Below are 25,608 nucleotides of genomic sequence, written 5' to 3'. Positions count from 1 at the left end.
CTCCCACCCCTGTACATGCGGGCACGCGCGTGTGCGGGCGTTTGCGTGTGCGCGCGTGAGGGCCGGTCTCGCCGTCGTACGACACTGGGGGCGTGATCCGTTACGACGTCCTGGACGCGCTGCCCGTGCGCTCGGCCCTGCCCGCCCTGACCGAGGCCCTGGAGGACGGCGGCACCGCCGTGCTCGTGGCGCCGCCCGGCACCGGCAAGACGACGCTGGTGCCGCTCGTGCTGGCGGGGCTGGCCGGGGGCGGGCCCGCGCGGCGGGTCGTGGTGGCCGAACCGCGCCGGATCGCGGCGCGGGCGGCGGCCCGGCGCATGGCGTGGCTGCTGGGCGAGAAGCCCGGCGAGAGCATCGGCTTCACCGTGCGCGGCGAACGGGCCGTGGGGCGGCACACGCGCGTGGAGGTCGTGACGACCGGTGTGCTGCTGCAGCGGCTGCAACGGAACCAGGAGCTGCCGGGCGTCGACGTCGTCGTCCTCGACGAGTGCCACGAACGGCATCTGGATGCCGACACGGCGGCCGCGTTCCTGTGGGACGTACGGCAGGCGCTGCGGCCGGAGCTGCGGCTGGTGGCCGCGTCGGCGACGACCGACGCCGAGGGCTGGGCGCGGCTGCTGGGCGGGGCACCCGTGGTCGGGGCGGAGGGCGTCGCGCACCCGGTGGAGGTGGTGTGGGCGCCTCCGGCGCGTCCGGTACGGCCGCCGCACGGGATGCGCGTCGATCCGGCGCTGCTGGCTCATGTGGCGTCGACGGTGCGGCGGGCGCTGGCCGAGCGGGACGGGGACGTGCTGTGCTTCCTGCCCGGTGTGGGCGAGATCGCGCGCGTGGCGGGGCAGCTAGGCGCGCTCGGCGACGTCGACGTGCTCCAGGTGCACGGGCGGGCGCCGGCCGCCGTGCAGGACGCGGTGCTGTCTCCCGCGGGACGGCGCCGGGTGGTGCTGGCGACCTCGGTGGCGGAGTCCTCGCTGACGGTGCCCGGGGTGCGCGTGGTGGTGGATTCCGGGCTCGCGCGTGAGCCCCGGGTGGACCACGCGCGCGGGCTGAGCGGGCTGACGACCATACGGGCGTCGCGGGCGGCCGGGCGGCAGCGGGCGGGGCGGGCCGGGCGGGAAGCGCCGGGGGCGGTGTACCGATGCTGGTCCGAGGCCGAGGACGGGCGTCTGCCGGCGTTTCCGGCGCCGGAGATCAAGGTGGCCGACCTGACCGCGTTCGCCTTGCAGGCGGCCTGCTGGGGCGATCCGGACGCCTCCGGGATGGCGTTGCTCGATCCTCCGCCGGGTGGGGCGATGGCGGCGGCGCGCTCCGCGTTGACGGCGGTGGGGGCGGTGGACTCCGTCGGCCGGGCCACGTCGGTCGGTGAGCGGCTGGCTCGGCTGGGGGTGCACCCTCGGTTGGGGCGGGCGTTGCTGGACACGTCTGGTGGGGGCGCCGAGGTCGTCGCTCTGCTCTCCGAAGAGGTGCCGCGGGACTACGGGGATGATCTTGCGGGCGCGTTGCGGCGTGCCCGGCGTGGTGGTGACGCCTACGCTGCGCGGTGGGCTGCGGAGGTACGGCGGCTGCGGGCCGTCTCACAGGAGTCCCACGTGCCCGACCGACGCCGTCGGCCGGAAGGCGCCGTCCAGGTCGGACCGGGCACCGGTGACGACCAGCTCACCGGGCTCGTCGCCGCGCTCGCCTTTCCCGAGCGTGTCGCCAGGCTCGACGGCGGGTCGTACCTCATGGCCTCCGGTACCCGGGCCGAGCTGCAGGAGGGGTCGGGACTGCGGGGTGCGCCCTGGATCGTCGTCGCCGTCGCCGATCGGCCCTCCGGTACGGGCCACGCGCGCGTGCTGCTCGGGGCCGCCGTGACCGAGGACGTGGCGCGGGCCGCAGCGGGGGCGCTGCTCGACGAGCGGGACGAGGTGCGCTGGGCCGGCGGGGATGTCGTGGCCCGGCACGTCGAACGGCTGGGCGCCATCGAGCTGGCCGTACAGCCGCTGAAGGACGCTGCGCCCGCGTTCGTACGCGCGGCCCTGCTCGAAGGGCTCCGGCAGGAGGGGCTCGGGGTGTTGCGCTGGTCGCCGGAGGCCGAGGTGCTGCGGCAACGGCTGGCGTTCCTTCGGACGCATCTCGGTGAGCCGTGGCCGGACGTGTCCGACGACGCGCTGCACGCGCGCGTGGACGACTGGCTGGAGCCGGAGCTGAGCCGGGCCCGGCGGCGGGCCGATCTCGGCCGGATCGACGCCGGGCAGGCGCTCGCACGGCTGCTGCCCTGGGCGACCGGGGAGGCCGCCCGGCTGGACGAGCTGGCCCCGGAGCGGATCACCGTACCGAGTGGGTCCAGAATCCGGATCGACTACCGGGATCCGGAGCGGCCGGTGCTCGCGGTGAAGCTGCAGGAGATGTTCGGGCTGCGCGAGACGCCGGCCGTCGCGGGCGTGCCGCTGCTCGTGCATCTGCTCTCCCCCGCCGGGCGGCCCGCCGCCGTCACGGCCGACCTCGCCTCCTTCTGGAAGGGCGGCTACCAGGGCGTACGGGCGGAGTTGCGCGGGCGGTATCCGAAGCATCCGTGGCCCGAGGACCCGGCGGCCGCCGAGCCCACACGGCACACCAACGCGCGGCTCAGGCGCTGACCGGTTCTGGTTCGGCGGGCTCCGCGGGCGCCGCGTCCCGGGGGCGGCGGGCGCGGGCCTCCAGCCACAGGGAGAGGGCGAGCAGCAGGACTCCCGCGGTCAGGGAGCCCCAGGGGACGTACGAGGTGAGCATCAGCACCAGGGTGCGGTTGTGCTTGACCAGGGCGACCGTGTGCTCGATGTAGTCCTCGCGCATCTTCACGTCCCCGGCGAAGGCGGTGACCCGGTCCCGGCCGCCGAGCAGGGTGCCGCCGCGCAGTTCCTCCTTGTGGAGTTCCTCGCCGTAGACGGGCGCCCCGGTGACGGGTTCGACCCAGAATCTGCGGACCGTGCTGTACCAGCGCGTGGTGCCGGTCTTGGCGACCGATTCCGGGGTGATGCCCTGGACCGGCATGGTCTTCGGCAGGGGGACCTTGGTCCAGGGGATGGTCTGTTCGAAGTAGTAGACCTTCAGGCCGCGGAAGGTCCGGATGCCCTTGTAGTGGATGGGGTTGGTGGTGCGGGTCTGCGCGTCGAAGTACTCGTAGTCGCGTTTCTGTGTCAGGAAGGGCCACTTGAACTCGATGCCCTGGCGGGTGACGGGGTCGCCGTCGACCATCTCGCCGGTGGCGTGCACGGGGTCCTGGCTGTGGGCGTCGAAGATGTAGCGCTCCGGGACCTTGGAGACCATCTTGCCGTCGGGGCCCTGGACGTAGGAGAGGCTGTCCCAGACCACGACCGGCCGGCCTGCGGTCCCCTCGATCCTCTTCGCGGCGTCCACGTCGCCCTTGAGGGTCTGCACGATGGTGACCTTGGAGACCTGCTTCGCGCGCATCGTGCCGTAGTCGAGGAGGGTGGCGTTCCTGGCCTCGAGAACCATGTCCTGGTACTGGTTCGCGGGGATCCTCGCCAGGCGCGGGAAGGCGTACCAGCGCAGCAGCGGGGCGAGCGCCGCGCAGAAGACGGCGCAGGCGAGCAGGACCAGGCTTGCCTTGCGGCGCATGGAAGGCCTCCCTCCCGGACGGGCGCGGCTACGGATGCGAGGGCACCGTCGTCAGCAGCGGCTTGGGGGATGTACGGCCCGTCGGCGTGCCCATGGCGGTCATCGCCAGGACCAGGACGAGCGCGAGGGCGAGACCGGTCGCGGCGGCGATCAGGGCGCGCATACGGGCCTCCCGGCGGACGGTCGTGTCCTGACGGCTTTCTGATGGATCGTCAGGTTGGGCACCGTAGCAACGGGCGGGTGAGATGAGAACAGCGGTGCACGGACGAACGAGGGCGCCCTCCCCCCGCGGTGCGGAGAGGGCGCCCTGCCGGTTCGCGTGTGTCAGGAGGCGGACGGGCTCGGGGACGGGGACGGGCTCGCCGAGGAGTCGGCGGCGACCTTCAGCTCGACGGTGAGCGTCGCACCGCCGGTGGTGGTGATGCGGAGCAGGAAGGTGCCGGTGGTGTCGTCCGCGTACAGCTTCGGCAGCGTCAGCAGGCCCTTGGCATCCGTCTGCAGGCCGGTGAGCGTGCGTACGGGCTTGCCGTCGGCGTCCTTGAAGTACGGGCCCTTGTCGTTCTCGGTGGCGTCGGTGTCGGACTTGATCAGGGTGGCGGTGGCCGCGACCTTGTCCGCGACGGCGCCCTTGTACGTCGCCTTCACCTGGACCTGGTCGGCGAACTCGCCGCCCGGGGTGCAGGTCAGCGGGGTGTCGCTGGTGCGCGTCAGGGTGTCGGCGGCGCGCTCGGTGACGGTGGCCGTGTAGCCGAGGCCCGTGACCGTGCGGCCCACGACGGTGGCCATGACCCTGAAGTCGCCGGTCTTCTCGCCCGCCTGGAGCGCCGGTGCGAGGGCGACGCCCTTGGCGTCGGTGGCGACCGTGGCCACGGTCTCGCCGCCGGCGAAGGTGGCGTCGGTGTCCCCGGTGACGGTGAACCGGATCCTGACCTTGGCGATGGCCTTTCCGGCCTTGGTCTCGGCCCGGGTGCCGATCTGGTCGGTGAAGGCGTGGCCGGCCATCGCGGTGAGCTTGGCGGTGGCCGCGTCCTGCAGGTGGTCCACGGTGTCGGTGGGGGTCTGCGGGGGCGTCGGCGGAACGGGCGGCTTCGGAGGCGTCGGGCTGGGGCTGCCGTGCCCGCCGCCGGGCGTGCTGGGCTTCGGGTCCGGCTTGGTCCTCGGCGCCTTCGAGTGCTTCGGGGACTTGGCGCGCGGGGTGCCGTCGTCGCTGCGGTGGGTGGGCACACCGCCGGTGCCGTCGGGCACGGAGTGGGTGCCCTTGCGGTAGTACTCCAGCCACGACAGGACGGTGTTCAGGTAGTCCTGCGAGCCGTTGTAGCTGAGGATCGCGCTGTGCAGGTCGTCCTCGCGCGAGAGGTCCCAGCCGTTGCGGCACAGGTAGTGGCCCGCGGCGAGGGCGGCGTCGTAGACGTTGTTGGGGTCCTTCTTGCCGTCGCCGTTGCCGTCGCGGCCGGCCCAGGCCCAGGTCGACGGGATGAACTGCATGGGGCCGACGGCCTGGTCGTACTCGGTGTTGCCGTCGTAGACGCCGTGGTCGGTGTCCTTGATGAGCGCGAAGCCGTTGCCGTCGAGCGCCGGGCCCAGGATCCGGCCGATCGTGGTGCCGTTCGCGTCGACCCGGCCGCCGTCGGCCTGGCCCGACTCGACCTTGCCGATCGCGGCGAGCAGCTGCCAGGGCAGGTTGCAGCCGGGCTTGGCGGAACGCAGTTCGGCCTCGGCCTTCTTGTAGGCGTCGAGGACCGTCGCGGGGATGCCGGCCTCGGCATCGCCCTGGGCGACGGGGGTGCCGGTGGCGCTCGGTGAGGGGCTGGGGTTGGGGCTGTTGAGCGGCGGCAGGTCCGTGTAGTACGGCGAGTTGCCGGTGGCGTTGCCGTCGGAGGTCACGGGGGGCACGGGGGCGGAGGCGCCGGCCGTCGCCGGTCTGCCGCGGTCCTCGCCGGGCATTCCCGGAGCCTGGGACGCGGACAGGGCCGCGACCGCTGCCGCGGCCACGGCGGTGGTCGCCGCCCCCTTGCGCAGCCGCCTTCCGAAATGCGCCGCCATCGAGTGAACCCCTCCTGTGGACTCCGTGCGTCCGTCTCCGTCTGCCTGTCTCGCCCTGGTGTGACGGTTGACCCGGTGTTTCGGTTGCCCCTGTGGCGTCCTGCCATCCGCGCGACGCGTGTTCGACCCCGCGCCCGGCAGGTCACGCCGCAGGTGACCCTACGACAACTTGCTTGGCGCCGGGACCGCTTCACGCCCGTATTTCACCCATTGGCCAACTCTCGTTGTCGCGTACGACCGCGCAAGGCGGTCCGCATGCGGGACGGGCCGATCGGCGGATACGGGACGGACGTGATCAGGGGCTCGGCGCCACGGCCGACGACCTTTCCGGGAGGCTCTGTTGCCGTTCACGCTCAGCCATGCGGCGGCCGTGCTGCCCGCGCTCCGCCGGGACGGCACCGGCCGCGGCCGACTGGTTCCTGCGGTGCTCGTCGCGGGCTCCTTCGCGCCCGACATGCCCTTCTACGCGGCGAATGTCCTGCCGGGTGGCTTGGAATTCGGCGCGGGCACGCACGCGTTCGCCGGGGTCTTCACGGTCGACGTGCTCATCTCGTGGGCGCTGGTGGGGCTGTGGCTGCTCGTCCGCGAGCCGTTGCTCGCACTGCTGCCCCGGGGCGAGAGGGGCGGCCGGCCGTGCTGCTGTGCTGCGGTGCGGTGCGCCACGCGCGCGTGCCCGTGTGGTCACGGTGGTGCGGTGGTACGTCTCCGCGGCGCCGGGTGCGCTGACCCATGTGGTGTGGGACGCGTTCACGCATCAAGGGCGGTGGGGGACCGGCTGGTTCCGGCCATCGGGCGGGACCGGGTGGCGGGCATGCCGCTGTTCTCGTGGCTGCAGTACGGCTCGTCCGTGCTGGGCGCGGTCCTGATCGCGGCGTTCGGCGTGCGTGCGCTGCGGCGTGCGCCGGGCGGGGTACCGGTGGGGGTGCCCCTGCCGTCCGTACGGGACCGGTGGTGGGCCGGCGCGGTGCCCGGCGGCTGTGCGGTGGCCGGGGCGGTGCAGCGGGCGGCGCGTCGGCAGGTGCTCATGGGGCACCGGAGCGCGTGGGAACGGGTACCGGCCCTGTGCTTCGGGGTGGGCGCCGGGCCGGCGGCGGGAGCGCTGCTGTACGCCGTCGGGGTCAGGGTGTGGCGTCGGGGCCCGGTTCGCGACGGCTTCGGCGGTCTCGCCGGTCCTGCTGCTCCCGCTGATCCCGGTGATCCCGGTGGTCCCGCTGTTCCCGGTGGTCCCGGTGGGGTGGTCGGTGCGGGCCGGGGGCGGCCGGTCGGTCGGTGAGGGACGCGACGAAGACGGTGAGGGTGCGCCGGGGGCGCGGTCTCGGGATCGCGGTGAGCGCGAGGGCGAGGTAGCCGCGGGCGAGGTCGGCCCACTGGCGCCAGTCGGGGGCGCGGTCCACGGGGGCGGTCAGGCCGGCGAGTCTGTGCCGGAGGTGCGTGGCGGCCCTGCGGACGGTCGCGGTCAGCTCGGCGGGGATGCGGGCGGTGCTTGCGTCGGCCGCGAGGGCCGGGACCGGCGAGGCGGGCATGGCCTGCGCCGAGGCGGTGTCCGCCCAGGCCCGGATGTATGCCTCGGGCGTCCGGCGGTGAAGCATGCGTATACCCATGCCCGCAGTTTTGCGGCTGCGGGGGGTGCGGGGCGTTTTGGCGGGGGCCACGTGAGTGACGGGTCCCTCCGGGGGGTCGGCCGAATTGCCGGTGTGCGGTGGGTTCGGTGCCCTGCCTGTGCAGCGGAGGGGGTGTTGCAGCGAGGCCGGTGGCAACGCCCCCCTCCGCACAGGCGCCGCAGGCTAGTGCGCTGCCGACTCCCAGTCCGGGCCGACGCCGACCGAGACGTCCAGGGGGGCCCGGAGGTGGACGGCGCCGGACATTTCCTGGCGGACGATCTGCTCGGCGGCCGACCGCTCGCCGGGGGCGATCTCCAGGACGATTTCGTCGTGGACCTGCAGGAGCATGCGGGACTTCAGGTCCGCTGCCCGCAGGGCGCTGTCCACCTTGAGCATGGCGATCTTGACGATGTCGGCGGCCGTGCCCTGGATGGGCGCGTTGAGGGCCATGCGCTCGGCCGCCTCGCGGCGCTGGCGGTTGTCGCTGTTGAGGTCGGGGAGGTAGCGGCGGCGGCCGAAGAGGGTCGCCGTGTAGCCGGTCGCACGTGCCTCGTCGACCGCGCGGCGAAGGTAGTCGCGGACTCCGCCGAAGCGCTCGAAGTAGGCGTCCATCAGGGCGCGGGCCTCCGCCGCCTCGATGTTCAGCTGCTGGGACAGGCCGAAGGCGGAGAGGCCGTAGGCCAGGCCGTACGACATCGCCTTGATCTTGCGGCGCATCTCCGCGTCCACCGCGGCGGGCTCCACGCCGAACACCTGGGAGGCGGCCGTGGTGTGCAGGTCCTCTCCGGAGGTGAACGCCCGGATCAGGCCCTCGTCCTCGGAGAGGTGGGCCATCACCCGCAGCTCGATCTGGCTGTAGTCGGCGGTCATCAGGGACTCGAAGCCCTCGCCGACCACGAAGCCGCGGCGGATCGCGCGGCCCTCGTCCGTGCGGACCGGGATGTTCTGCAGGTTCGGGTCCGTGGAGGACAGGCGCCCGGTCGCGGCGACCGTCTGGTTGAAGGTGGTGTGGATACGGCCGTCGCCGGCGACGGTCTTGATCAGGCCCTCGACCGTGACCCGCAGCTTCGCCTGCTCGCGGTGGCGGAGCATGATCACCGGCAGTTCGTTGTCGGTCTGGGTGGCGAGCCAGGCCAGGGCGTCGGCGTCCGTGGTGTAGCCGGTCTTGGTCTTCTTCGTCTTCGGCAGGGCCAGCTCACCGAAGAGGACCTCCTGGAGCTGCTTGGGCGAGCCCAGGTTGAACTCGTGGCCGGCGGCCGCGTGCGCCTCCTTCACGGCCTGCTGCACGGCGCCCGCGAAGGTCTGCTCCATGGCCTCGAGGTGCGCGCGGTCGGCCGCGATGCCGTGGCGCTCCATGCGGGCGAGCAGGGCGGAGGTGGGCAGCTCCATGTCGCGCAGGAGGTCGGCCGCGCCGACCTCCTCCAGGCGGGTCTCGAAGGCCGTACCGAGGTCGAGGACGGCGCGGGCCTGGATCATCAGGGCCTCGGCCTCGGCACCGTCGTCGGCGCCGAAGGCCAGCTGGCCGTCGGCCGCGGCGGCGGGCGTCAGCTCGCGGTGCAGGTACTCCAGGGAGAGCGCGTCCAGGTCGAAGGAGCGGCGGCCCGGCTTGACGAGGTAGGCGGCGAGCGCGGTGTCCATGGACACGCCCTCGACGGACCAGCCGTGCTCGGCGAAGACGCGCATGGCGCCCTTGGCGTTGTGGAACACCTTGGGGCGGCCGGCGTCGGCCAGCCAGGCCGCGAACGCGTTCTCGTCGGCCTCGTCCAGCTCGGCCGGGTCGAACCAGGCGGCCGCTCCCCCGGCGGCGGCCAGGGCGACCTCGGCGACCGAGCCGGTGCCCAGCGCCCAGGTGTCGACGGTGGCGATGCCCAGGGTCTCGGTGCCGTGTTCGGTGAGCCAGGGGGCCAGCTCGCCGGTGCGCAGGATCTTGCCGTCCATCTCCACGCCGTCGGTGGTGATCGGCGTGGTCTCGGCCTCCTCGGCGCCGGGGTCGACGGCGAAGAGACGCTCGCGCAGGGACGGGTTGCGGATCTCCAGGGTGTCCAGGACCATCGTGACGGCCTTGCGGTCGTACGCGGCCCGCTCCAGGTCGGCGACCGCCCTGGGCAGCTCGACCTCGCGCTCCAGCTCCGTGAGGACGCGGTTGAGCTTGACCGACTCCAGGTGGTCGCGGAGGTTCTGCCCGGCCTTGCCCTTGACCTCGTCGACGCGCTCGACCAGCTCCGCGAACGAGCCGAACTGGTTGATCCACTTCGCCGCGGTCTTCTCGCCGACGCCGGGGATGCCGGGGAGGTTGTCGGACGGGTCGCCGCGCAGGGCCGCGAAGTCCGGGTACTGGGCGGGCGTCAATCCGTACTTCTCGAAAACCTTCTCCGGGGTGAACCGGGTCAGCTCCGAGACGCCCTTCGTCGGGTAGAGCACGGTGATGTTGTCGGTGACCAGCTGGAAGGAGTCGCGGTCGCCGGTGACGATCAGCACCTCGAAGCCCGCGGCCTCGGCCTGGGTGGCGAGGGTGGCGATGACGTCGTCCGCCTCGTACCCCTCCACGGCGAAGCGGGGGGCGTGCATCGCGTCGAGGAGCTCGCCGATCAGCTCGACCTGCCCCTTGAACTCGTCCGGGGTCTTGGAGCGGTTCGCCTTGTACTCGGTGAACCGCTCGGAGCGCCAGGTCCTGCGCGAGACGTCGAAGGCCACCGCGAAGTGCGTGGGCGCCTCGTCACGCAGGGTGTTGGCCAGCATCGACGCGAAGCCGTAGATCGCGTTCGTCGGCTGGCCGGTCGCGGTCGTGAAGTTCTCCGCGGGCAGCGCGAAGAACGCGCGGTAGGCCAGCGAGTGCCCGTCCATGAGCATCAGCCGGGGACGGGGGCCGCCGGGGATCTTGTCGGTCTTGTTCGATGCTGTCTCTGCCACGTCCCCGATCCTGCCACGCCCCACTGACACTCCGGTCCGGGACCGGATGGCGGGCTGCGCAGGGTTTTCCTCGGTCACCGAGAGTGCCGGTGTTCCCGTATGCCCTCCGGGCACGGTTGTCGGTGCCCCGTGGGAGGATCGGCACCGTACTTCCCACACGCAGCCGAAGGGGACCGCGCGATGGCGACCAAGCCACCCAAGGGTGATCCGGTTCAGGACGCGCCGCAGGTCGCGGAGCCGAAACACGCGGCGGCGGGACTGCCCGCCATCGGGCACACGCTGCGCATCGCCCAGCAGCAGATGGGCGTGCGGCGCACGGCGCTGACGTTGCTGCGGGTGAACCAGAAGGACGGTTTCGACTGCCCGGGCTGCGCCTGGCCGGAGCCGGACCACCGGCACAAGGCGGAGTTCTGCGAGAACGGCGCGAAGGCGGTGGCCGAGGAGGCCACCCTGCGCCGGGTCACCCCGGAGTTCTTCGCCGCGCACTCGGTGGCCGACCTGGCGACGAGGAGCGGGTACTGGCTGGGCCAGCAGGGCCGGCTCACGCACCCCATGTACCTCCCCGAGGGCGGCACGCACTACGAGCCGGTCGGCTGGGAGCGCGCCTTCGGCATCGTCGCCGAGGAGATCGCCGCCCTGTCCTCCCCCGACGAGGCGGTCTTCTACACCTCGGGCCGCACCAGCAACGAGGCCGCGTTCCTGTACCAGCTGTTCGCCCGCGAGCTGGGCACGAACAACCTGCCGGACTGCTCCAACATGTGCCACGAGTCCTCCGGCTCGGCACTCAACGAGACCATCGGCATCGGCAAGGGCAGCGTCCTGCTGGAGGACCTCCACAAGGCCGACCTGATCATCGTCGCGGGACAGAACCCGGGGACGAACCATCCCCGCATGCTCTCCGCCCTGGAGAAGGCCAAGGCGAACGGCGCGAGGATCATCAGCGTCAATCCGCTGCCCGAGGCGGGCCTCGAGCGGTTCAAGAACCCGCAGACCCCGCAGGGCCTGCTGAAGGGCGCCGCCCTCACCGATCTGTTCCTGCAGATCCGCATCGGCGGCGACCAGGCCCTCTTCCGCCTCCTCAACAAGCTGATCCTCGAGACGGACGGCGCGGTCGACGAGGAGTTCGTCCGCGAACACACCCATGGATTCGAGGAGTTCGCCGCGGCCGCCCGTGCCGCCGACTGGGACGAGACCCTGAAGGCGACGGGCCTCACGCGCGCGGAGATCGAGCAGGCCCTCGGCATGGCGCTCGCCTCGAAGCGCACCATCGTCTGCTGGGCCATGGGCCTCACCCAGCACAAGCACGCCGTCCCGACCATCCGCGAGGTCGTCAACTTCCTGCTGCTGCGCGGCAACATCGGCCGGCCGGGCGCGGGCGTGTGCCCGGTGCGCGGGCACAGCAACGTACAGGGCGACCGCACCATGGGCATCTTCGAGCGGCCCGCCCCGGCCTTCCTGGACGCGCTGGAGAAGGAGTTCGGGTTCGCGCCACCGCGCGAGCACGGCTTCGACGTCGTACGGGCCATCCAGGCGCTGCGCGACGGCGAGGCGAAGGTGTTCTTCGCCATGGGCGGCAACTTCGTCTCCGCCTCCCCCGACACCGAGGTCACCGAGGCCGCGATGCGACGGGCGCGACTGACGGTGCACGTGTCGACCAAGCTCAACCGCTCGCACGTGGTCACGGGCGCGCGGGCGCTGATCCTGCCCACGCTGGGCCGCACCGAGCGGGATCTGCAGGCGAGCGGCGAGCAGTTCGTGACCGTCGAGGACTCGATGGGCATGGTGCACGCCTCGCGCGGGCGGCTGGCGCCGGCGAGCCCGCGGCTGAAGTCGGAGCCCGCGATCGTCTGCGGCCTCGCGCGCCGTGTGCTCGGGGAGAGCAGCGTCGTGCCGTGGGAGGAGTTCGAGAAGGACTACGCCACGATCCGTGACCGCATCGCGCGCGTGGTCCCCGGTTTCGCGGACTTCAACGCGCGCGTGGCCCGCCCGGGCGGCTTCGCGCTGCCGCACGCCCCGCGCGACGAGCGCCGTTTCCCGACCGCCACCGGCAAGGCGAACTTCACGGCGGCGCCGGTGGAGTACCCCGAACTGCCCGAGGGCCGGCTGCTGTTGCAGACCCTGCGCTCGCACGACCAGTACAACACCACGATCTACGGCCTGGACGACCGCTACCGGGGCATCACGGGCGGCCGCCGGGTGGTGCTGGTGAACCCCGAGGACGCGCGGGCGCTCGGGTTCACCGAGGGGTCGTACGTCGACCTGGTGAGCGAGTGGAAGGACGGCGTGGAGCGGCGGGCGCCCGGTTTCCGGGTCGTGCACTACCCGACGACCCGGGGATGCGCGGCGGCGTACTACCCGGAGACGAACGTCCTGGTCCCGCTCGACGCGACCGCCGACACCAGCAACACCCCGGCCAGCAAGTCCGTGGTCGTACGTCTCGAAGGTCACACCGGGCAGGCGGAGGGCCGTCTGGAACAATCGGCGACCGACTGAGCGTTTGCTCAGTCGACCGACAGATGTACGACGAAGGAGCTGGGCCCATGGGCGAGCAGCAGCAGGTGAGATTCCCGCAGCAGGTCATCGACGAGTACGCGGCGCTCGGCGTCGACCTGCCCGCCCTGTTCTCGGCCGGGCATCTCGGCACGCGGATGGGTGTGCAGATCCTGGAGGCCTCGGCGGAGAAGGTCGTCGGGACCATGCCGGTGGAGGGCAACACCCAGCCGTACGGCCTGCTGCACGGCGGTGCCTCGGCGGTGCTGGCGGAGACGCTCGGCTCGGTCGGCTCCATGCTGCACGGCGGCAGCTCGAAGATCGCCGTCGGCGTGGACCTGAACTGCACGCACCACCGCGGGGTCCGCTCGGGCCTGGTCACCGGTGTGGCCACGCCGGTGCACCGGGGCCGTTCGACGGCGACGTACGAGATCGTGATCAGCGACGAGCAGGGCCGCCGTGTGTGCAGCGCCCGGCTGACCTGTCTGCTGCGGGACGCCCGGCCGGGCGACGCGGCGCAGGTACCGCCCACGGCGGACTGACCGGCCGGCACCACACCACTGCCCCGCCGGCCGAACAGCCGGCACCGGACCGTTGCCCCCCGCCGCCCCTCCCCTTAGTTTCTGCTCATGGGACGGCGAGGGGACCCCCGGCCGGGGGCGAGGTTCCTGGTGCTCGGGCCGGCGCTGTCGGCACTTGTGTGGACGGCGGCGTGCGACCGGCCCGCCGCCCCCGGAACGGCTGCCCGCTCCTCCCCCTCGGAGAGTTCCTCCCCCTCTCCCGCGAAGACCTCTGCCGCGGACCTGTGCACCCGCCTCGTCGTGGACTGGTCCCGCAAGGTGCTCGACGGCAGCACCTACGGCGACTACCAGTCGATGGGTTTGTCCAACGGGGAGTACGAGATCCTGCGGGACGTCGTGAAAGCCGCGCGCGCCGTGAGGGGGCGACAAGGCGATTCGTCCGCAGAGGAGTTGATCGGCCGTCAGGCGCGCGCGGCCTGCGTCGAGCGCTATCGCCATGGCGCTCCGACCGAAAGCCCCTGGCAATGAGCGGCATCGGTCCCGTGGAGCCCGGCGAGGGCACACATGCGTGGGACGCTCGGCAGCCGGCAGCCCCAACTCCAGGCCTCCCAGGCCGGATTCGCTCGGTCCTGGCGGCCCGTTACGGCCGCCACCGGCGTGCCGTCCTTGCGTTCACCGCGGCGGCCGCCCTCCTGACCGGCGGCGGTTATCTCTACGCCACCCGGCCTCAGAAGCCGCCACCGCCCCCGGCTCCCTACCCCGCCCAGGCGGTGGTGGTGGAGTATGTGGGCGGCCGGACGACTCCGGCGGGCGCCCTGCCCCGCAGTTTCAGCTTCGCTGTGCTACTGAGCGTGGAGTCGGGGCCGCCGGTCACGGTGACCCGGGTGACCCAGCCGTACGCGGGACTCTCGCTGGTGACGGACCCGCGAACGCCGTTCCGGACAAAGGCAGGTTCGGACCGCAAGATCACGATAACCATGCACGTGACGCAATGCGGAAAAGTACCTATGGACGCCGGACTGCCTTTCCTGGATGTAACTCTGCGTAATACGCGCGCAATGCAGATTCAGAGCTACATCCTCGGTCCGCGCTACGCGCAACACCTCTCCCATGCCCTCGAAGTCGCCTGCAGCAACAGTGCCACGTCATTACCAAAACCCTCGAGACACCTGAATTGATCATGGTGGATCCAGCGGGTTCTCACATTGCGGACAGAGCGAATCGGCCTTAATTCCGCTCTATCCCCCACGGCGTACCGCTCTGCATTACGTCGTGTCATAACAAGAGCGTCACAGCCTTGGTCAAGCTCTCCTCCACATTCCCCGCACACGCTTAGAGTCACGGCCAGTCACCGCGCCCTCGATCTCCTCTTCGGCTCGTCACTTCGGGCAGGCGCGCGGCTCGACCGCTTCCACAGGGATGCGGTCGTCCTGGGGAAAGGACTGATCGTGCGTCAACGTTCGCTCATCGCCATCACCGCCGCGCTGGCAGCGGGAGCACTCACCCTCACGGCCTGCGGCTCGCGCGACAGCGGCGGAAAGGGCTCGGACTCCGGCAAGGGCGGCGGCACCACCGTCACCATCGGCGTCGACGCCCCGCTGACCGGCGACCTGTCCGCGCTCGGCCTGGGCATCAAGAACTCGGTGGACCTCGCGGTCAACACCGCGAACAAGAAGAACTACGTCAAGGGCGTCACCTTCAAGATCGTGGCCAAGGACGACCAGGCCCAGCCCTCCTCCGGGCAGTCGAACGCCACCGCGTTCGTCGGCGACAACAGCGTCCTCGGCGTGGTCGGCCCGCTGAACTCGTCCGTGGCCCAGTCGATGCAGAAGGTCTTCGACGACGCCAAGCTGGTCGAGGTCTCGCCGGCCAACACCAACCCCGCCCTGACCCAGGGCACCAACTGGCAGACGTCGAAGGCGCGTCCGTACAAGTCGTACTTCCGCACGGCGACCACGGACGCCATCCAGGGCCCCTTCGCCGCCCAGTACGTCTACAACACGGCCAAGAAGACCAAGGTCTTCGTCATCGACGACAAGAAGACCTACGGCGCCGGCCTCGCCGCCACCTTCACCGACGAGTTCAAGAAGCTCGGCGGCAAGGTCGTCGGCACCGAGCACATCAACCCCGACACCAAGGACTACTCCGCGGTCGCCACCAAGGTGAAGTCCTCGGGCGCCGACGTGGTCTACTACGGCGGCGAGTACCCGCAGGCCGGTCCGCTCAGCAAGCAGATCAAGTCGGCGGGCGCCAACGTCCCGCTGGTCGGCGGTGACGGTATCTACGACCCCACCTTCATCAAGCTCGCGGGCAGCGCCGCCACCGGTGACCTCGCCACCTCGGTCGGCGCCCCGGTCGAGACCCTGGCCTCCGCCAAGCAGTTCGTCGCCGACTACAAGGCGGGGGGCTACAAGGAGGACTACGCGGCCTACGGCGGCTACTCCTACGACTCGGCCTGGTCGATCATCGAAGCGGTGAAGAAGGTCGTCGACGCCAACGGCGGCAAGCTGCCGTCCGACGCCCGCGCCAAGGTCACCGCCGCGATGCAGAACGTCTCCTTCGACGGTGTGACCGGCAAGGTCTCCTTCGACGAGTTCGGTGACGCGACCAACAAGCAGCTCACCGTCTACAAGGTCGACGGCGGCGCCTGGAAGGCTGCCCAGTCCGGCACGTACACCCCCAGCAGCTGACCCACACCCGCATCCACAGAGCCGCGCGGGGCGCTGTTCCACTGGCGCCCCGCGCGTCCTCGCATCCGGCCCCATCCGTCGAAGCTTTCCGAACCTCTCGGAGGACATGCGGTGAACGAACTGCCGCAGCAGCTGGTCAACGGCCTGCTACTGGGATCCATGTACGGGCTGGTCGCCATCGGCTACACGATGGTCTATGGCATCGTCCAGCTCATCAACTTCGCCCACGGCGAGATCTTCATGACCGGCGCCTTCGGCGCGCTCACGGTCTACGCGTACATACTGCCTGACGGCACCTCGATGTGGGTCGCCCTGCCCCTCATGCTGGTGGGCGCGGTCCTGGTCGCCGTCCTGGTCGCCGTCGGAGCGGAACGGTTCGCCTACCGTCCCCTGCGCACCGCCCCCCGTCTCGCCCCCCTCATCACCGCGATCGGCCTCTCCCTGGCCCTGCAGCAGGCCGTGTGGGCCTGGTACCCCCAGGCGAAGTCCGCCCGCACCTTCCCGACGATTCCGGGCGGCCCCTTCGACATCGGCAGCGTCACGATCCAGACCGGTGACATCTTCCTGGTGATCGCGGCCCCGCTCAGCATGGCCTTCCTCGCCTACTTCGTGATGCGCACCCGTACCGGCCGCGGCATGCAGGCCACCGCCCAGGATCCGGACACCGCGAAGCTGATGGGTGTCAACACCGACCGGATCATCGTGATCGCGTTCGCCCTCGGCGCCGCCTTCGCGGCCGTCGGAGGCGTCGCCTACGGCCTCAAGTACGGCCAGATCGACTTCAAGATGGGCTTCCTCCTCGGTCTCAAGGCCTTCACCGCGGCCGTCCTCGGCGGCATCGGAAACATCTACGGGGCCATGCTCGGCGGTCTCGTCCTCGGTGTGGCCGAGGCCCTGTCCACCGCCTACATCGCGAACATCCCCGGCATGGACAAGTTCGGCAGCCAGTCCTGGGCCGACGTCTGGGCCTTCGTACTCCTCATCCTCGTACTGCTGTTCAGGCCGCAGGGCCTGCTCGGCGAACGCGTCGCGGACAGGGCGTGACACCGATGACCACACAGACCACCACATCCGACACCCCCGAGACGCCGGAAACCCCGAGCGCACCCGCCACCGCCCCGTCCGGCCTGATCGGTCTGCCGGCCCCGCTCGGCAGGGCCCTCGCCACCGGCGGCGGCGCCCTCGCGATCGTCTCCACGTTCCTGTCCTGGACCTGGACCGCCGACTTCCCCGGTGACCTCACCGTCTACGGCTACCCGGGCGGCCTGCAGGTCCTGGTGCTGATCGGAGGCATCCTCACCACCCTGTTCGGCCTCGCCTCCTACGGCGTCAGGGGCCTCGGGTGGCTGACGCCCGGAAGCGCCGACGCGGCCCTGAAGCTGGCCGCGCTCGGTACCTTCGCCACCGCCTGGTACACCGTCATCGCCATCAGCGACGAGCTCGGCGGCCTGGTGAACCTGGAGCCCGGCGGCTTCGTCGTGGCCGTCGCCACCCTGGCCGCCCTGCTCGGCGCGCTGGCCCTGCCGTTCGAACGGCCGGAGCCCGACCTCGCCGACCCGGACGACCGCGGCTGGGAGCTGTTCCGGCACAACTCCCGGCAGAAATGGAACATCTTCAAGGCGGCCTTCGTCGCCAAGGCCCCGGAACCGGCGCGCACCCTGCCGGCCTATGCCGAGATCCTCGTCATCGTCGCGGCCATGGCCGTGGGCCTGTGGGTCTTCAGCTACGGCGTCAGCACACCGTACGACGAGCTGTTCATCGGCTTCCTCATCACCGCAGGCTTCGGCTTCGCCGCCCTCTCCAAGGCCGGGCTCGTGGCCCGGGTCTCGGCGATCACCGCGAAGCACCGCACCGTCACCATGACCGGCGCCTTCGTCGCCGCCGCGGCCTTCCCCTTCACCCAGTCCAACGACCAGTACGCGACGATCGGCGTCTACATCCTGATCTTCGCGACCGTCGCGCTGGGCCTGAACATCGTCGTCGGCCTCGCCGGCCTCCTCGACCTCGGTTACGTCGCCTTCCTCGGCGTCGGCGCCTACACCGCGGCCCTGGTCTCCGGCTCGCCGTCATCCCCCCTGCACGTCAACTGGCCGTTCTGGGCCTCGGCGTTGCTCGGCGCGGTCGTCGCCATGATCTTCGGCGTCGTCATCGGCGCCCCGACCCTGCGACTGCGCGGCGACTACCTGGCCATCGTCACCCTCGGCTTCGGTGAAATCTTCCGCATCACCGTCCTCAACATGGACGGCACCTCGGGCCCGGACGTCACCAACGGCTCCAACGGCATCTCCTCGATCCCGAACCTGAACATCGCCGGCTTCGACTTCGGCCAGGAGCACCAGATCCTGGGCACCACCATCGGCCGGTTCGCCAACTACCTGCTGCTGATGCTGATCATCACGTTCATCGTGGTCGTGGTGTTCCGGCGCAGCAGCGACTCCCGCATCGGCCGCGCCTGGATCGCCATCCGCGAGGACGAGACCGCGGCGCTCGCCATGGGCATCAACGGCTTCCGGGTCAAACTCATCGCCTTCGCCCTGGGCGCCTGCCTGGCCGGTCTCTCCGGCTCCGTCCAGGGCCACGTCACCTACACCGTGACCCCCGAGCAGTACCAGTTCGCCTACGCCGTACCGCCCAACTCGGCCTTCCTGCTGGCCGCGGTGGTCCTCGGCGGCATGGGCACCATCGCCGGTCCGCTGGTCGGCGCGTCCCTGCTGTACCTGATCCCGGCCAAGCTGCAGTTCCTGGGCGACTACCAGCTCTTCGCCTTCGGCGTCACCCTCATCCTGCTGATGCGCTTCCGTCCGGAGGGCCTCATCCCCAACCGGCGCCGCCAGCTCGAGTTCCACGAAGAGGCCGAAGCACCCGCCGTCCTCACCAAGGCAGGGGCCTGACCACGATGACTACCGACACCACTACCAAGGACGCCGTCCCCGGCGCCTCCGCACCCGGCGAGGTCGTGCTCGACGCCCGCGGCGTGACCATGCGCTTCGGTGGCCTCACCGCCGTACGCAATGTCGACTTCACCGTCCAGAGCGGCGAGATCGTCGGCCTGATCGGCCCCAACGGCGCCGGCAAGACGACCTTCTTCAACTGCCTGACCGGCCTGTACGTGCCCACCGAGGGCGAGGTCCGCTACAAGGGCCAGGTGCTCCCGCCCAAGTCCTTCAAGGTCACCGCGGCCGGCATCGCCCGCACCTTCCAGAACATCCGGCTGTTCGCGAACATGACGGTCCTGGAGAACGTCCTGGTCGGCCGGCACACCCGCACCAAGGAAGGCCTGTGGTCCGCGCTGCTGCGCGGCCCCGGATTCCACCGCGCCGAGAAGGCCTCCCGCGAACGCGCCATGGAACTCCTGGAGTTCGTGGGCCTGGAGAAGAAGGCCGAGCACCTCGCCCGCAACCTCCCCTACGGCGAGCAGCGCAAGCTGGAGATCGCCCGCGCGCTGGCCAGCGAGCCCGGACTGCTGCTGCTCGACGAACCGACGGCCGGCATGAACCCGCAGGAGACCCGGGCCACCGAGGAACTGGTCCTCGCCATCCGGGACAAGGGAATCGCCGTCCTCGTCATCGAGCACGACATGCGCTTCATCTTCAACCTGTGCGACCGCGTGGCCGTCCTGGTGCAGGGCGAGAAACTGGTCGAGGGTGACAGCGCCACCGTCCAGGGCGACGAACGCGTCATCGCGGCCTACCTCGGCGAGCCCTTCGAGAACGCGCCCGGCGACGAAGAGGTGGCCGAGGTGGAGGCCGCCGAGGCCAACGCCGAGGCCGGTGAGGCAGCCGAGTCTGCTGAGGCTACTGAGTCTGTTGAGGCGGACGCCGAGACCACGACCGACGCTGCGCCCGGCAAGGAGAACGACCGATGACCGCACTGCTCGAAGTGGAGGACCTGAGGGTCGCCTACGGCAAGATCGAAGCCGTCAAGGGCATCTCCTTCAAGGTCGAGGCCGGTCAGGTGGTCACCCTCATCGGCACCAACGGCGCCGGCAAGACCACCACCCTGCGCACGCTCTCCGGCCTGCTGAAGCCGGTCGGCGGCCAGATCCGGTTCAACGGCAAGTCGCTGAAGAAGGTCCCCGCCCACCAGGTGGTCTCCCTGGGCCTCGCCCACTCCCCCGAGGGGCGGCACATCTTCCCGCGCATGACCATCGAGGACAATCTGCGCCTCGGCGCGTTCCTGCGCGGCGACAAGCCCGGCATCGAGAAGGACATCCAGCGCGCCTACGACCTCTTCCCCATCCTGGGTGAGCGCCGCAAGCAGGCCGCGGGCACCCTCTCCGGCGGTGAGCAGCAGATGCTGGCGATGGGGCGCGCCCTGATGTCCCAGCCGAAGCTGCTCATGCTGGACGAGCCGTCGATGGGCCTGTCGCCGATCATGATGCAGAAGATCATGGCGACGATCGCCGAGCTGAAGTCCCAGGGCACGACGATCCTGCTGGTCGAGCAGAACGCCCAGGCGGCGCTCTCGCTCGCCGACGAGGGCCATGTCATGGAGGTCGGCAACATCGTCCTGTCCGGCACGGGGCAGGACCTGCTGCACGACGAGTCGGTCCGCAAGGCCTATCTGGGCGAGGACTGACCGTCACGACGGCAAAGGCCCGCGCCCCCTTCTCCGGGGCGCGGGCCTTTGCCGTACGGGGTCAGCCCTTCTTGGCCGCCTTCTTCTCCTCGTTGTCCGCGATCACAGCCTCCGCGACCTGCTGCATCGACATCCGCCGGTCCATCGAGGTCTTCTGGATCCAGCGGAACGCGGCCGGCTCGGTCAGGCCGTACTCCGTCTGGAGGATCGACTTCGCGCGGTCCACCAGCTTGCGGGTCTCCAGACGCTGGGTGAGGTCGGCGACCTCCTGCTCCAGCTGCTTCAGCTCGGTGAAGCGGGAGACGGCCATCTCGATGGCCGGGACGACATCGCTCTTGCTGAACGGCTTGACCAGGTACGCCATGGCGCCGGCGTCCCGGGCGCGCTCGACGAGGTCGCGCTGTGAGAAGGCGGTGAGCATCAGCACCGGCGCGATGGACTCCTCGGCGATCTTCTCGGCCGCGGAGATGCCGTCCAGCCTGGGCATCTTCACGTCCATGATCACCAGGTCGGGCCGGTGCTCGCGGGCCAGCTCGACGGCCTGCTCACCGTCCCCGGCCTCGCCTACGACGGTGTACCCCTCCTCCTCCAGCATCTCTTTCAGGTCGAGCCGGATCAGGGCCTCGTCCTCGGCGATGACGACACGGGTCGTCAGCGGAGGCACGTGCGACTTGTCGTCGTCGGGCGCGTCTACGGGCTGGGGCGACTCGGCGGTCACGGGGGCTCCTCGTTCCAGGCAGGGGTACTGCTGACAAGAGCCTACCTAGCTACGGTATGGTGGACGCGCGGAGGGTCGGGGGAAACCTTGGATTCTGCGAGCCCCGGTAGCCCAATTGGCAGCAGGCAACGGATTCAAAACCCGTACAGTGTCGGTTCGAGTCCGACCCGGGGCACTTTTCCTTGGATTCCAAGGTCAGCGTTCCGGATGGCCCCTCAGGTGAGGGGCCCTTTTTCATGCCTTAGGGCTGTCGTCCTCCCCGATGTGGTGGACCCGGACCATGTTGGTCGAGCCGGAGACACCGGGCGGGGAGCCGGCCGTGATCACCACGACGTCGCCCTTCTCGCAGCGGCCGTACTTCAGCAGCAGCTCGTCCACCTGGTCGACCATGGCGTCGGTGGAGTCGACGTGCGGGCCGAGGAAGGTCTCGGCGCCCCAGGTGAGGCTGAGCTGGGAGCGGGTGGCCGGCTCGGGGGTGAAGGCCAGCAGGGGGATCGGGGACCGGTAGCGGGACAGGCGGCGGGCGGTGTCTCCCGACTGGGTGAACGCCACCAGGAACTTCGCGCCCAGGAAGTCGCCCATCTCCGCCGCCGCGCGGGCGACCGCGCCGCCCTGGGTGCGCGGCTTGTTCCGCTCGGTCAGCGGCGGCAGGCCCTTGGCCAGCATGTCCTCCTCGGCCGCCGCGACGATCTTCGCCATGGTGCGCACGGTCTCGACCGGGTACTTGCCGACGCTGGTCTCGCCGGAGAGCATCACCGCGTCCGTGCCGTCGAGGACCGCGTTGGCCACGTCGGAGGCCTCGGCGCGGGTCGGCCGGGCGTTGTCGACCATCGAGTCGAGCATCTGGGTGGCGACGATGACCGGCTTGGCGTTGCGCTTGGCGAGCTTGACCGCGCGCTTCTGCACGATCGGCACCTGCTCCAGGGGCATCTCCACGCCCAGGTCGCCGCGCGCGACCATGAGCCCGTCGAAGACGGCCACGATGTCGTCGAGGTTCGCCACGGCCTGCGGCTTCTCGACCTTGGCGATCAGCGGGAGGCGGCAGCCCTCCTCGGCCATGATCCGGTGCACGCCCCTGGCGTCGTCGCCGCTGCGGACGAAGGAGAGCGCGATGACGTCGAAGCCGGTGCGCAGCGCCCAGCGCAGGTCCTCCTCGTCCTTCTCGGAGAGGGCGGGGACGGAGACGGCGACGCCGGGGAGGTTCAGGCCCTTGTGGTCGGAGACCATGCCGCCCTCGACCACGAGGGTGCGGACGCGCGGGCCGTCGACGGCGGTGACCTCCAGGCAGACCTTGCCGTCGTCGACGAGGATGCGCTCACCGGGGGAGACGTCGGCGGCGAGGCCGGCGTAGGTGGTGCCGCACTGGTGGCGGTCGCCCTCCACGCCGTCCTCGACGGTGATGGTGAACGTGTCGCCGCGTTCAAGGAGTACCGGTCCTTCACCGAAACGGCTGAGCCGGATCTTCGGGCCTTGAAGGTCGGCGAGAATTCCGACGCTGCGGCCGGTTTCGTCGGCCGCCTTGCGCACTCGCCGGTAACGCTCCTCGTGTTCGGCGTGGGTGCCGTGGCTGAGATTGAACCGGGCCACGTCCATTCCGGCGTCGACCAGTGCCTTGATCTGGTCGTACGAGTCGGTGGCGGGCCCCAGAGTACAGACGATCTTTGCTCGGCGCATATGTCGAGCCTAGGCCTTACCCGCGGGTAGAGATTCGGCCCCACATGACCACTCAACAACCTTTGAGTAAATGGTCATTGACAAGTGTTGAATTGTGCGGTCACTCGCTCCGATGAGCGAATTCCCCTTGGGGATCACCTGCCGTCGACCAGTGGCGTGAGGTGCTGTGCCTGGCGGGCCTGCGGCATGCGGTGCCGGGGGTGCTGGATCGCCTCGAGTCCGAATGAGGTGAAAGCGGTTCGCGAGGGCTGCGGGTACGGCTCCTTTCCAGTGAGCGAGTTGAGGATGGTCGCGCTCCGCCAGGCGGCGAGGCCGAGGTCGGGTGCGCCCACGCCGTGGGTGTGCAGCTCGGCGTTCTGGACGTAGACCGAGCCGGTCACGGACGGGTCGAGGACGAGCCGGAACTCCTCGTCGATGCGCAGGCGTTCACTGCTGTCGCGGCGCAGGTACGGGTCGAGCCCGGCGAGGACGTGGCCGAGCGGGCGGTCTCGGTAGCCGGTGGCGAGGACGACGGCGTCGGTGGTGAGCCGGGAGCGGCTGTCCTGCTGGAGGTGTTCCAGGTGCAGCTCGATCCTGGTCGTGGCGATCCGGCCGGCGGTGCGGACCCGGACGCCCGGGGTGAGGACGGCGTCGGGCCAGCCGCCGTGCAGGGTGCGCCGGTACAGCTCGTCGTGGATGGCGGCGAGGGTGCCGGCGTCGATGCCCTTGTGCAGCTGCCACTGCGCGGCGACCAGCCGGTCCCGGACGGGCTCGGCGAGGGCGTGGAAGTAGCGGGTGTAGTCGGGGGTGAAGTGCTCCAGGCCCAGCTTGGAGTACTCCATCGGCGCGAACGCCTCGCTGCGGCCGATCCAGTGCAGCTTCTCCCGCCCGGCGGGGCGGTTGCGCAGCAGGTCGAGGAAGACCTCGGCACCGGACTGCCCGGAGCCGACGACGGTGACGTGCTCGGCGGCGAGGATCGCGGAACGGTGGTCCAGGTAGTCGGCGGCGTGGATGACCGGCACGCCCGGGGCGGCCACCAGGGGCTTGAGCGGATCGGGTACGTACGGCGCGGCGCCGACGCCCAGGACGACGTTGCGGGTGTAGGTACGGCCCAGCGCCTCTGCCTCGCCCGCGGCGTCGAGCTGGGTGAAGTCGACCTCGAACACGTCCCGTTCGGGGTTCCAGCTGACCGCGTCGACCTGGTGGCGGAAGCACAGCCCGGGCAGGCTCTGGGCGACCCAGCGGCCGTAGGCGTCGTACTCGGCGCGCTGGATGTGGAAGCGCTCGGCGAAGTAGAAGGGGAAGAGCCGCTCGCGGGTCCTGAGGTAGTTCAGGAAGCTCCACGGGCTGGTCGGGTCGGCGAGGCTCACCAGGTCGGCCAGGAACGGCACTTGGATGGTCGCGCCCTCGATGAGCAGGCCGGGGTGCCAGTCGAAGCCGGGGCGCTGTTCGTAGAAGACGGCGTCGAGTTCGGCGAGCGGCTGGGCGAGTGCGGCCAGCGAGAGATTGCAGGGGCCGATGCCGATGCCGACCAGGTCGCGGGGGGAGGTGGGCTCGTGGCACGGGGGGTTGGTCATGCGAGGGTGCCTTCTTCTGCGAGTTTCAGGAGCCGGGCCAGGTCGTCCGGCCGGGTGTGGGGGTTGAGGAGGGTGGCCTTGAGCCAGAGGCGGCCGTCGAGGCGGGCGCGCCCGAGGACGGCCCGGCCCTCGTGCAGCAGCCCACGGCGTACGGCGGCCACGGCGTCGTCGGTGGCGCCCGCGGGCCGGAACAGGACGGTGCTGATCGCGGGCCGGTCGTACAGCTCGAAGCCGGGGTGTGCCTCGACCAGCGCGGCGAACTCGCGTGCGTGGGCGCAGACCTGGTCGATCAGGGTGCCGAGTCCGGTGCGGCCGAGGGTCTTCAGGGTGACCGCGATCTTGAGGACGTCGGGGCGGCGGGTGGTGCGCAGGGAGCGGCCGAGCAGGTCGGGGAGCCCGGCCCCGGTGTCGTCGTCGGCGTTCAGATAGTCGGCGCGCTGGTGCAGTACGGCGAGTTCGCCGGGGCGGGCGACGGCGAGGAGTCCGGCGGCGACCGGCTGCCAGCCGAGCTTGTGCAGGTCGAGGGTGACGGTGTGGGCGGCTTCCAGTCCGGCGAGTCTCTCCCGGTGCCGGTCGCTGAAGAGGAGGCCTCCGCCGTAGGCCGCGTCGATATGCAGGCGGGCTCCGTGCGCGGCGCACAGGCCGGCGATCTCGGGCAGCGGGTCGATGAGTCCGGCGTCGGTGGTGCCGGCGGTGGCGGCGACCAGCAGCGGGCCGGAGAGCGTGGTGAGGGCCTCGTCGAGGGCGGCGAGGTCGAGGGTGCCGCCCGCCGCCGGGACGAGGACCGGGTCGGGCAGGCCGAGCAGCCAGGCGGCGCGCGGCAGCGAGTGGTGGGCGTTGGCCCCGCAGATCAATCGGACACTGCCGCCGTGTGCCTCGCGGGCGAGGAGCAGGGCGAGCTGGTTGGACTCGGTGCCGCCGGTGGTGACGAGGGCGTCGGCGAGACCGGCGGCGCGAGCCAGGGCGCGGGTGACCGCGGCCTCCACGGCGGAGGCGGCCGGGGCCTGGTCCCAGGAGTCCAGGGACGGGTTGAGGACGCTGACGGCGAGGTCGGCGGCGGTGGCCACGGCGAGCGGCGGACAGTGCAGATGGGCCGCGCACAGCGGGTCGGCGGGGTCGGCGGCGCCCTCGGCCAGGGCGTGCACGAGGGCGCGCAGGGCGTCGGGGTCGCCCTGGTCGGGAAGGGCGTCCCCGAGCACGTCGGCGACGTGCGCGGCGACGGCCTCCGGT

At 71.1% G+C, this 25,608-nt stretch carries 19 protein-coding genes, 1 tRNA gene and 1 pseudogene; 13 read left to right on the top strand and 8 right to left on the bottom strand.

All coding sequences use genetic code 11. The features are described 5' to 3' along the window. Positions 1–92 precede the first annotated feature (92 nt). A complete protein-coding gene (hrpB, locus tag ABT288_RS25725) occupies positions 93–2,615 on the top strand; it encodes an ATP-dependent helicase HrpB (protein ID WP_351612079.1) in 2,523 nt (840 codons plus the stop codon). On the opposite strand, the gene pgfA is transcribed toward hrpB, so the two are convergent. The 3 genes from pgfA to ABT288_RS25710 all read right to left on the bottom strand — a co-directional run bounded on the left by pgfA (position 2,605) and on the right by ABT288_RS25710 (position 5,640). After that, on the bottom strand, positions 2,605–3,597 hold the full coding sequence (gene pgfA / locus ABT288_RS25720; RefSeq protein ID WP_351612077.1) for a cell envelope lipid trafficking protein PgfA: 993 nt from the start codon (positions 3,595–3,597) through the stop codon (positions 2,605–2,607). The two genes, hrpB and pgfA, sit on opposite strands and share 11 nt — an antisense overlap. A gap of 28 nt (positions 3,598–3,625) precedes the next feature. Then, a complete protein-coding gene (locus tag ABT288_RS25715) occupies positions 3,626–3,760 on the bottom strand; it encodes an SPW_0924 family protein (protein ID WP_107440881.1) in 135 nt (44 codons plus the stop codon). Between the two features lie 161 nt (positions 3,761–3,921). Next, positions 3,922–5,640, bottom strand: coding sequence for a lytic transglycosylase domain-containing protein (locus ABT288_RS25710; RefSeq protein ID WP_351612075.1), 1,719 nt, complete (start codon positions 5,638–5,640; stop codon positions 3,922–3,924). A 340-nt stretch (positions 5,641–5,980) separates the two neighbouring features. Here ABT288_RS25710 and ABT288_RS25705 point away from each other — a divergent pair. Then, positions 5,981–6,913: pseudogene (locus ABT288_RS25705) on the top strand (DUF4184 family protein). Between the two features lie 158 nt (positions 6,914–7,071). Next, on the top strand, positions 7,072–7,224 hold the full coding sequence (locus ABT288_RS25700) for a hypothetical protein (protein WP_351612072.1): 153 nt from the start codon (positions 7,072–7,074) through the stop codon (positions 7,222–7,224). Between the two features lie 200 nt (positions 7,225–7,424). On the opposite strand, the gene polA is transcribed toward ABT288_RS25700, so the two are convergent. Beyond that, a complete protein-coding gene (polA, locus tag ABT288_RS25695; protein WP_351612069.1) occupies positions 7,425–10,151 on the bottom strand; it encodes a DNA polymerase I in 2,727 nt (908 codons plus the stop codon). Between the two features lie 180 nt (positions 10,152–10,331). Here polA and ABT288_RS25690 point away from each other — a divergent pair, with 180 nt between their 5' ends. From ABT288_RS25690 to ABT288_RS25650, 9 genes are all read left to right on the top strand, one after another. Continuing rightward, positions 10,332–12,644: an FdhF/YdeP family oxidoreductase gene (locus tag ABT288_RS25690; protein ID WP_351612068.1), complete on the top strand. Its 2,313-nt coding sequence runs from the start codon at positions 10,332–10,334 to the stop codon at positions 12,642–12,644. 47 nt (positions 12,645–12,691) lie between these two features. After that, positions 12,692–13,183: a hotdog fold thioesterase gene (locus ABT288_RS25685; RefSeq protein ID WP_351612066.1), complete on the top strand. Its 492-nt coding sequence runs from the start codon at positions 12,692–12,694 to the stop codon at positions 13,181–13,183. A gap of 279 nt (positions 13,184–13,462) precedes the next feature. Next, the gene (locus ABT288_RS25680; RefSeq protein WP_351612064.1) at positions 13,463–13,690 is read left to right on the top strand and encodes a hypothetical protein; all 228 of its coding nucleotides are present in this window, start codon (positions 13,463–13,465) and stop codon (positions 13,688–13,690) included. Next, a complete protein-coding gene (locus tag ABT288_RS25675) occupies positions 13,687–14,340 on the top strand; it encodes a Tat pathway signal sequence domain protein (protein ID WP_351612061.1) in 654 nt (217 codons plus the stop codon). The genes ABT288_RS25680 and ABT288_RS25675 overlap by 4 nt, the downstream gene beginning before the upstream one ends. Positions 14,341–14,610: 270 nt before the next feature. Then, on the top strand, positions 14,611–15,852 hold the full coding sequence (locus tag ABT288_RS25670) for a branched-chain amino acid ABC transporter substrate-binding protein (protein ID WP_351612059.1): 1,242 nt from the start codon (positions 14,611–14,613) through the stop codon (positions 15,850–15,852). 111 nt (positions 15,853–15,963) lie between these two features. Further along, positions 15,964–16,896: a branched-chain amino acid ABC transporter permease gene (locus ABT288_RS25665; protein WP_351612057.1), complete on the top strand. Its 933-nt coding sequence runs from the start codon at positions 15,964–15,966 to the stop codon at positions 16,894–16,896. Between the two features lie 5 nt (positions 16,897–16,901). Then, a complete protein-coding gene (locus ABT288_RS25660) occupies positions 16,902–18,743 on the top strand; it encodes a branched-chain amino acid ABC transporter permease (protein ID WP_351612054.1) in 1,842 nt (613 codons plus the stop codon). Between the two features lie 5 nt (positions 18,744–18,748). Beyond that, positions 18,749–19,717, top strand: a complete 969-nt coding sequence (locus ABT288_RS25655) for an ABC transporter ATP-binding protein (protein ID WP_351612052.1) — start codon at positions 18,749–18,751, stop codon at positions 19,715–19,717. Continuing rightward, the gene (locus ABT288_RS25650) at positions 19,714–20,430 is read left to right on the top strand and encodes an ABC transporter ATP-binding protein (protein ID WP_351612049.1); all 717 of its coding nucleotides are present in this window, start codon (positions 19,714–19,716) and stop codon (positions 20,428–20,430) included. Before ABT288_RS25655 ends, ABT288_RS25650 begins: the two co-directional genes overlap by 4 nt. A 61-nt stretch (positions 20,431–20,491) precedes the next feature. On the opposite strand, the gene ABT288_RS25645 is transcribed toward ABT288_RS25650, so the two are convergent. Continuing rightward, positions 20,492–21,148, bottom strand: coding sequence for an ANTAR domain-containing response regulator (locus ABT288_RS25645; protein WP_351612046.1), 657 nt, complete (start codon positions 21,146–21,148; stop codon positions 20,492–20,494). Between the two features lie 100 nt (positions 21,149–21,248). On the opposite strand from ABT288_RS25645, the gene ABT288_RS25640 reads away from it, so the two are divergent. Continuing rightward, positions 21,249–21,323: transfer RNA gene (locus ABT288_RS25640), tRNA-Leu, on the top strand. Positions 21,324–21,382: 59 nt separating this feature from the next. On the opposite strand, the gene pyk is transcribed toward ABT288_RS25640, so the two are convergent. The 3 genes from pyk to ABT288_RS25625 form a co-directional block, all read right to left on the bottom strand. After that, positions 21,383–22,822: a pyruvate kinase gene (pyk, locus tag ABT288_RS25635; RefSeq protein ID WP_351612043.1), complete on the bottom strand. Its 1,440-nt coding sequence runs from the start codon at positions 22,820–22,822 to the stop codon at positions 21,383–21,385. 134 nt (positions 22,823–22,956) lie between these two features. After that, a complete protein-coding gene (locus ABT288_RS25630) occupies positions 22,957–24,378 on the bottom strand; it encodes a lysine N(6)-hydroxylase/L-ornithine N(5)-oxygenase family protein (protein ID WP_351612041.1) in 1,422 nt (473 codons plus the stop codon). Continuing rightward, positions 24,375–25,608: pyridoxal phosphate-dependent decarboxylase family protein (locus ABT288_RS25625; RefSeq protein WP_351612038.1), on the bottom strand; the 1,234-nt coding region annotated here is incomplete at its 5' end. The genes ABT288_RS25625 and ABT288_RS25630, both read right to left, overlap by 4 nt.

Origin of the sequence: Streptomyces sp. NPDC001093 (assembly GCF_040298985.1) — a bacterium.
Taxonomy (GTDB): domain Bacteria; phylum Actinomycetota; class Actinomycetes; order Streptomycetales; family Streptomycetaceae; genus Streptomyces.
Note: the sequence above shows the minus strand (reverse complement) of the source record. Positions and strands in the feature narration are given on the sequence as shown.

Coding starts and splice junctions, on each gene's coding strand:
- ABT288_RS25650 (WP_351612049.1), top strand. CDS start 19,714: ATGACCGCACTGCTCGAAGTGGAGGACCTGAGGGTCGCCTACGGCAAG.
- ABT288_RS25630 (WP_351612041.1), bottom strand. CDS start 24,378: ATGACCAACCCCCCGTGCCACGAGCCCACCTCCCCCCGCGACCTGGTC.
- ABT288_RS25710 (WP_351612075.1), bottom strand. CDS start 5,640: ATGGCGGCGCATTTCGGAAGGCGGCTGCGCAAGGGGGCGGCGACCACC.
- ABT288_RS25690 (WP_351612068.1), top strand. CDS start 10,332: ATGGCGACCAAGCCACCCAAGGGTGATCCGGTTCAGGACGCGCCGCAG.
- ABT288_RS25660 (WP_351612054.1), top strand. CDS start 16,902: ATGACCACACAGACCACCACATCCGACACCCCCGAGACGCCGGAAACC.
- ABT288_RS25685 (WP_351612066.1), top strand. CDS start 12,692: ATGGGCGAGCAGCAGCAGGTGAGATTCCCGCAGCAGGTCATCGACGAG.
- pgfA (WP_351612077.1), bottom strand. CDS start 3,597: ATGCGCCGCAAGGCAAGCCTGGTCCTGCTCGCCTGCGCCGTCTTCTGC.
- pyk (WP_351612043.1), bottom strand. CDS start 22,822: ATGCGCCGAGCAAAGATCGTCTGTACTCTGGGGCCCGCCACCGACTCG.
- ABT288_RS25655 (WP_351612052.1), top strand. CDS start 18,749: ATGACTACCGACACCACTACCAAGGACGCCGTCCCCGGCGCCTCCGCA.
- ABT288_RS25675 (WP_351612061.1), top strand. CDS start 13,687: ATGAGCGGCATCGGTCCCGTGGAGCCCGGCGAGGGCACACATGCGTGG.
- ABT288_RS25715 (WP_107440881.1), bottom strand. CDS start 3,760: ATGCGCGCCCTGATCGCCGCCGCGACCGGTCTCGCCCTCGCGCTCGTC.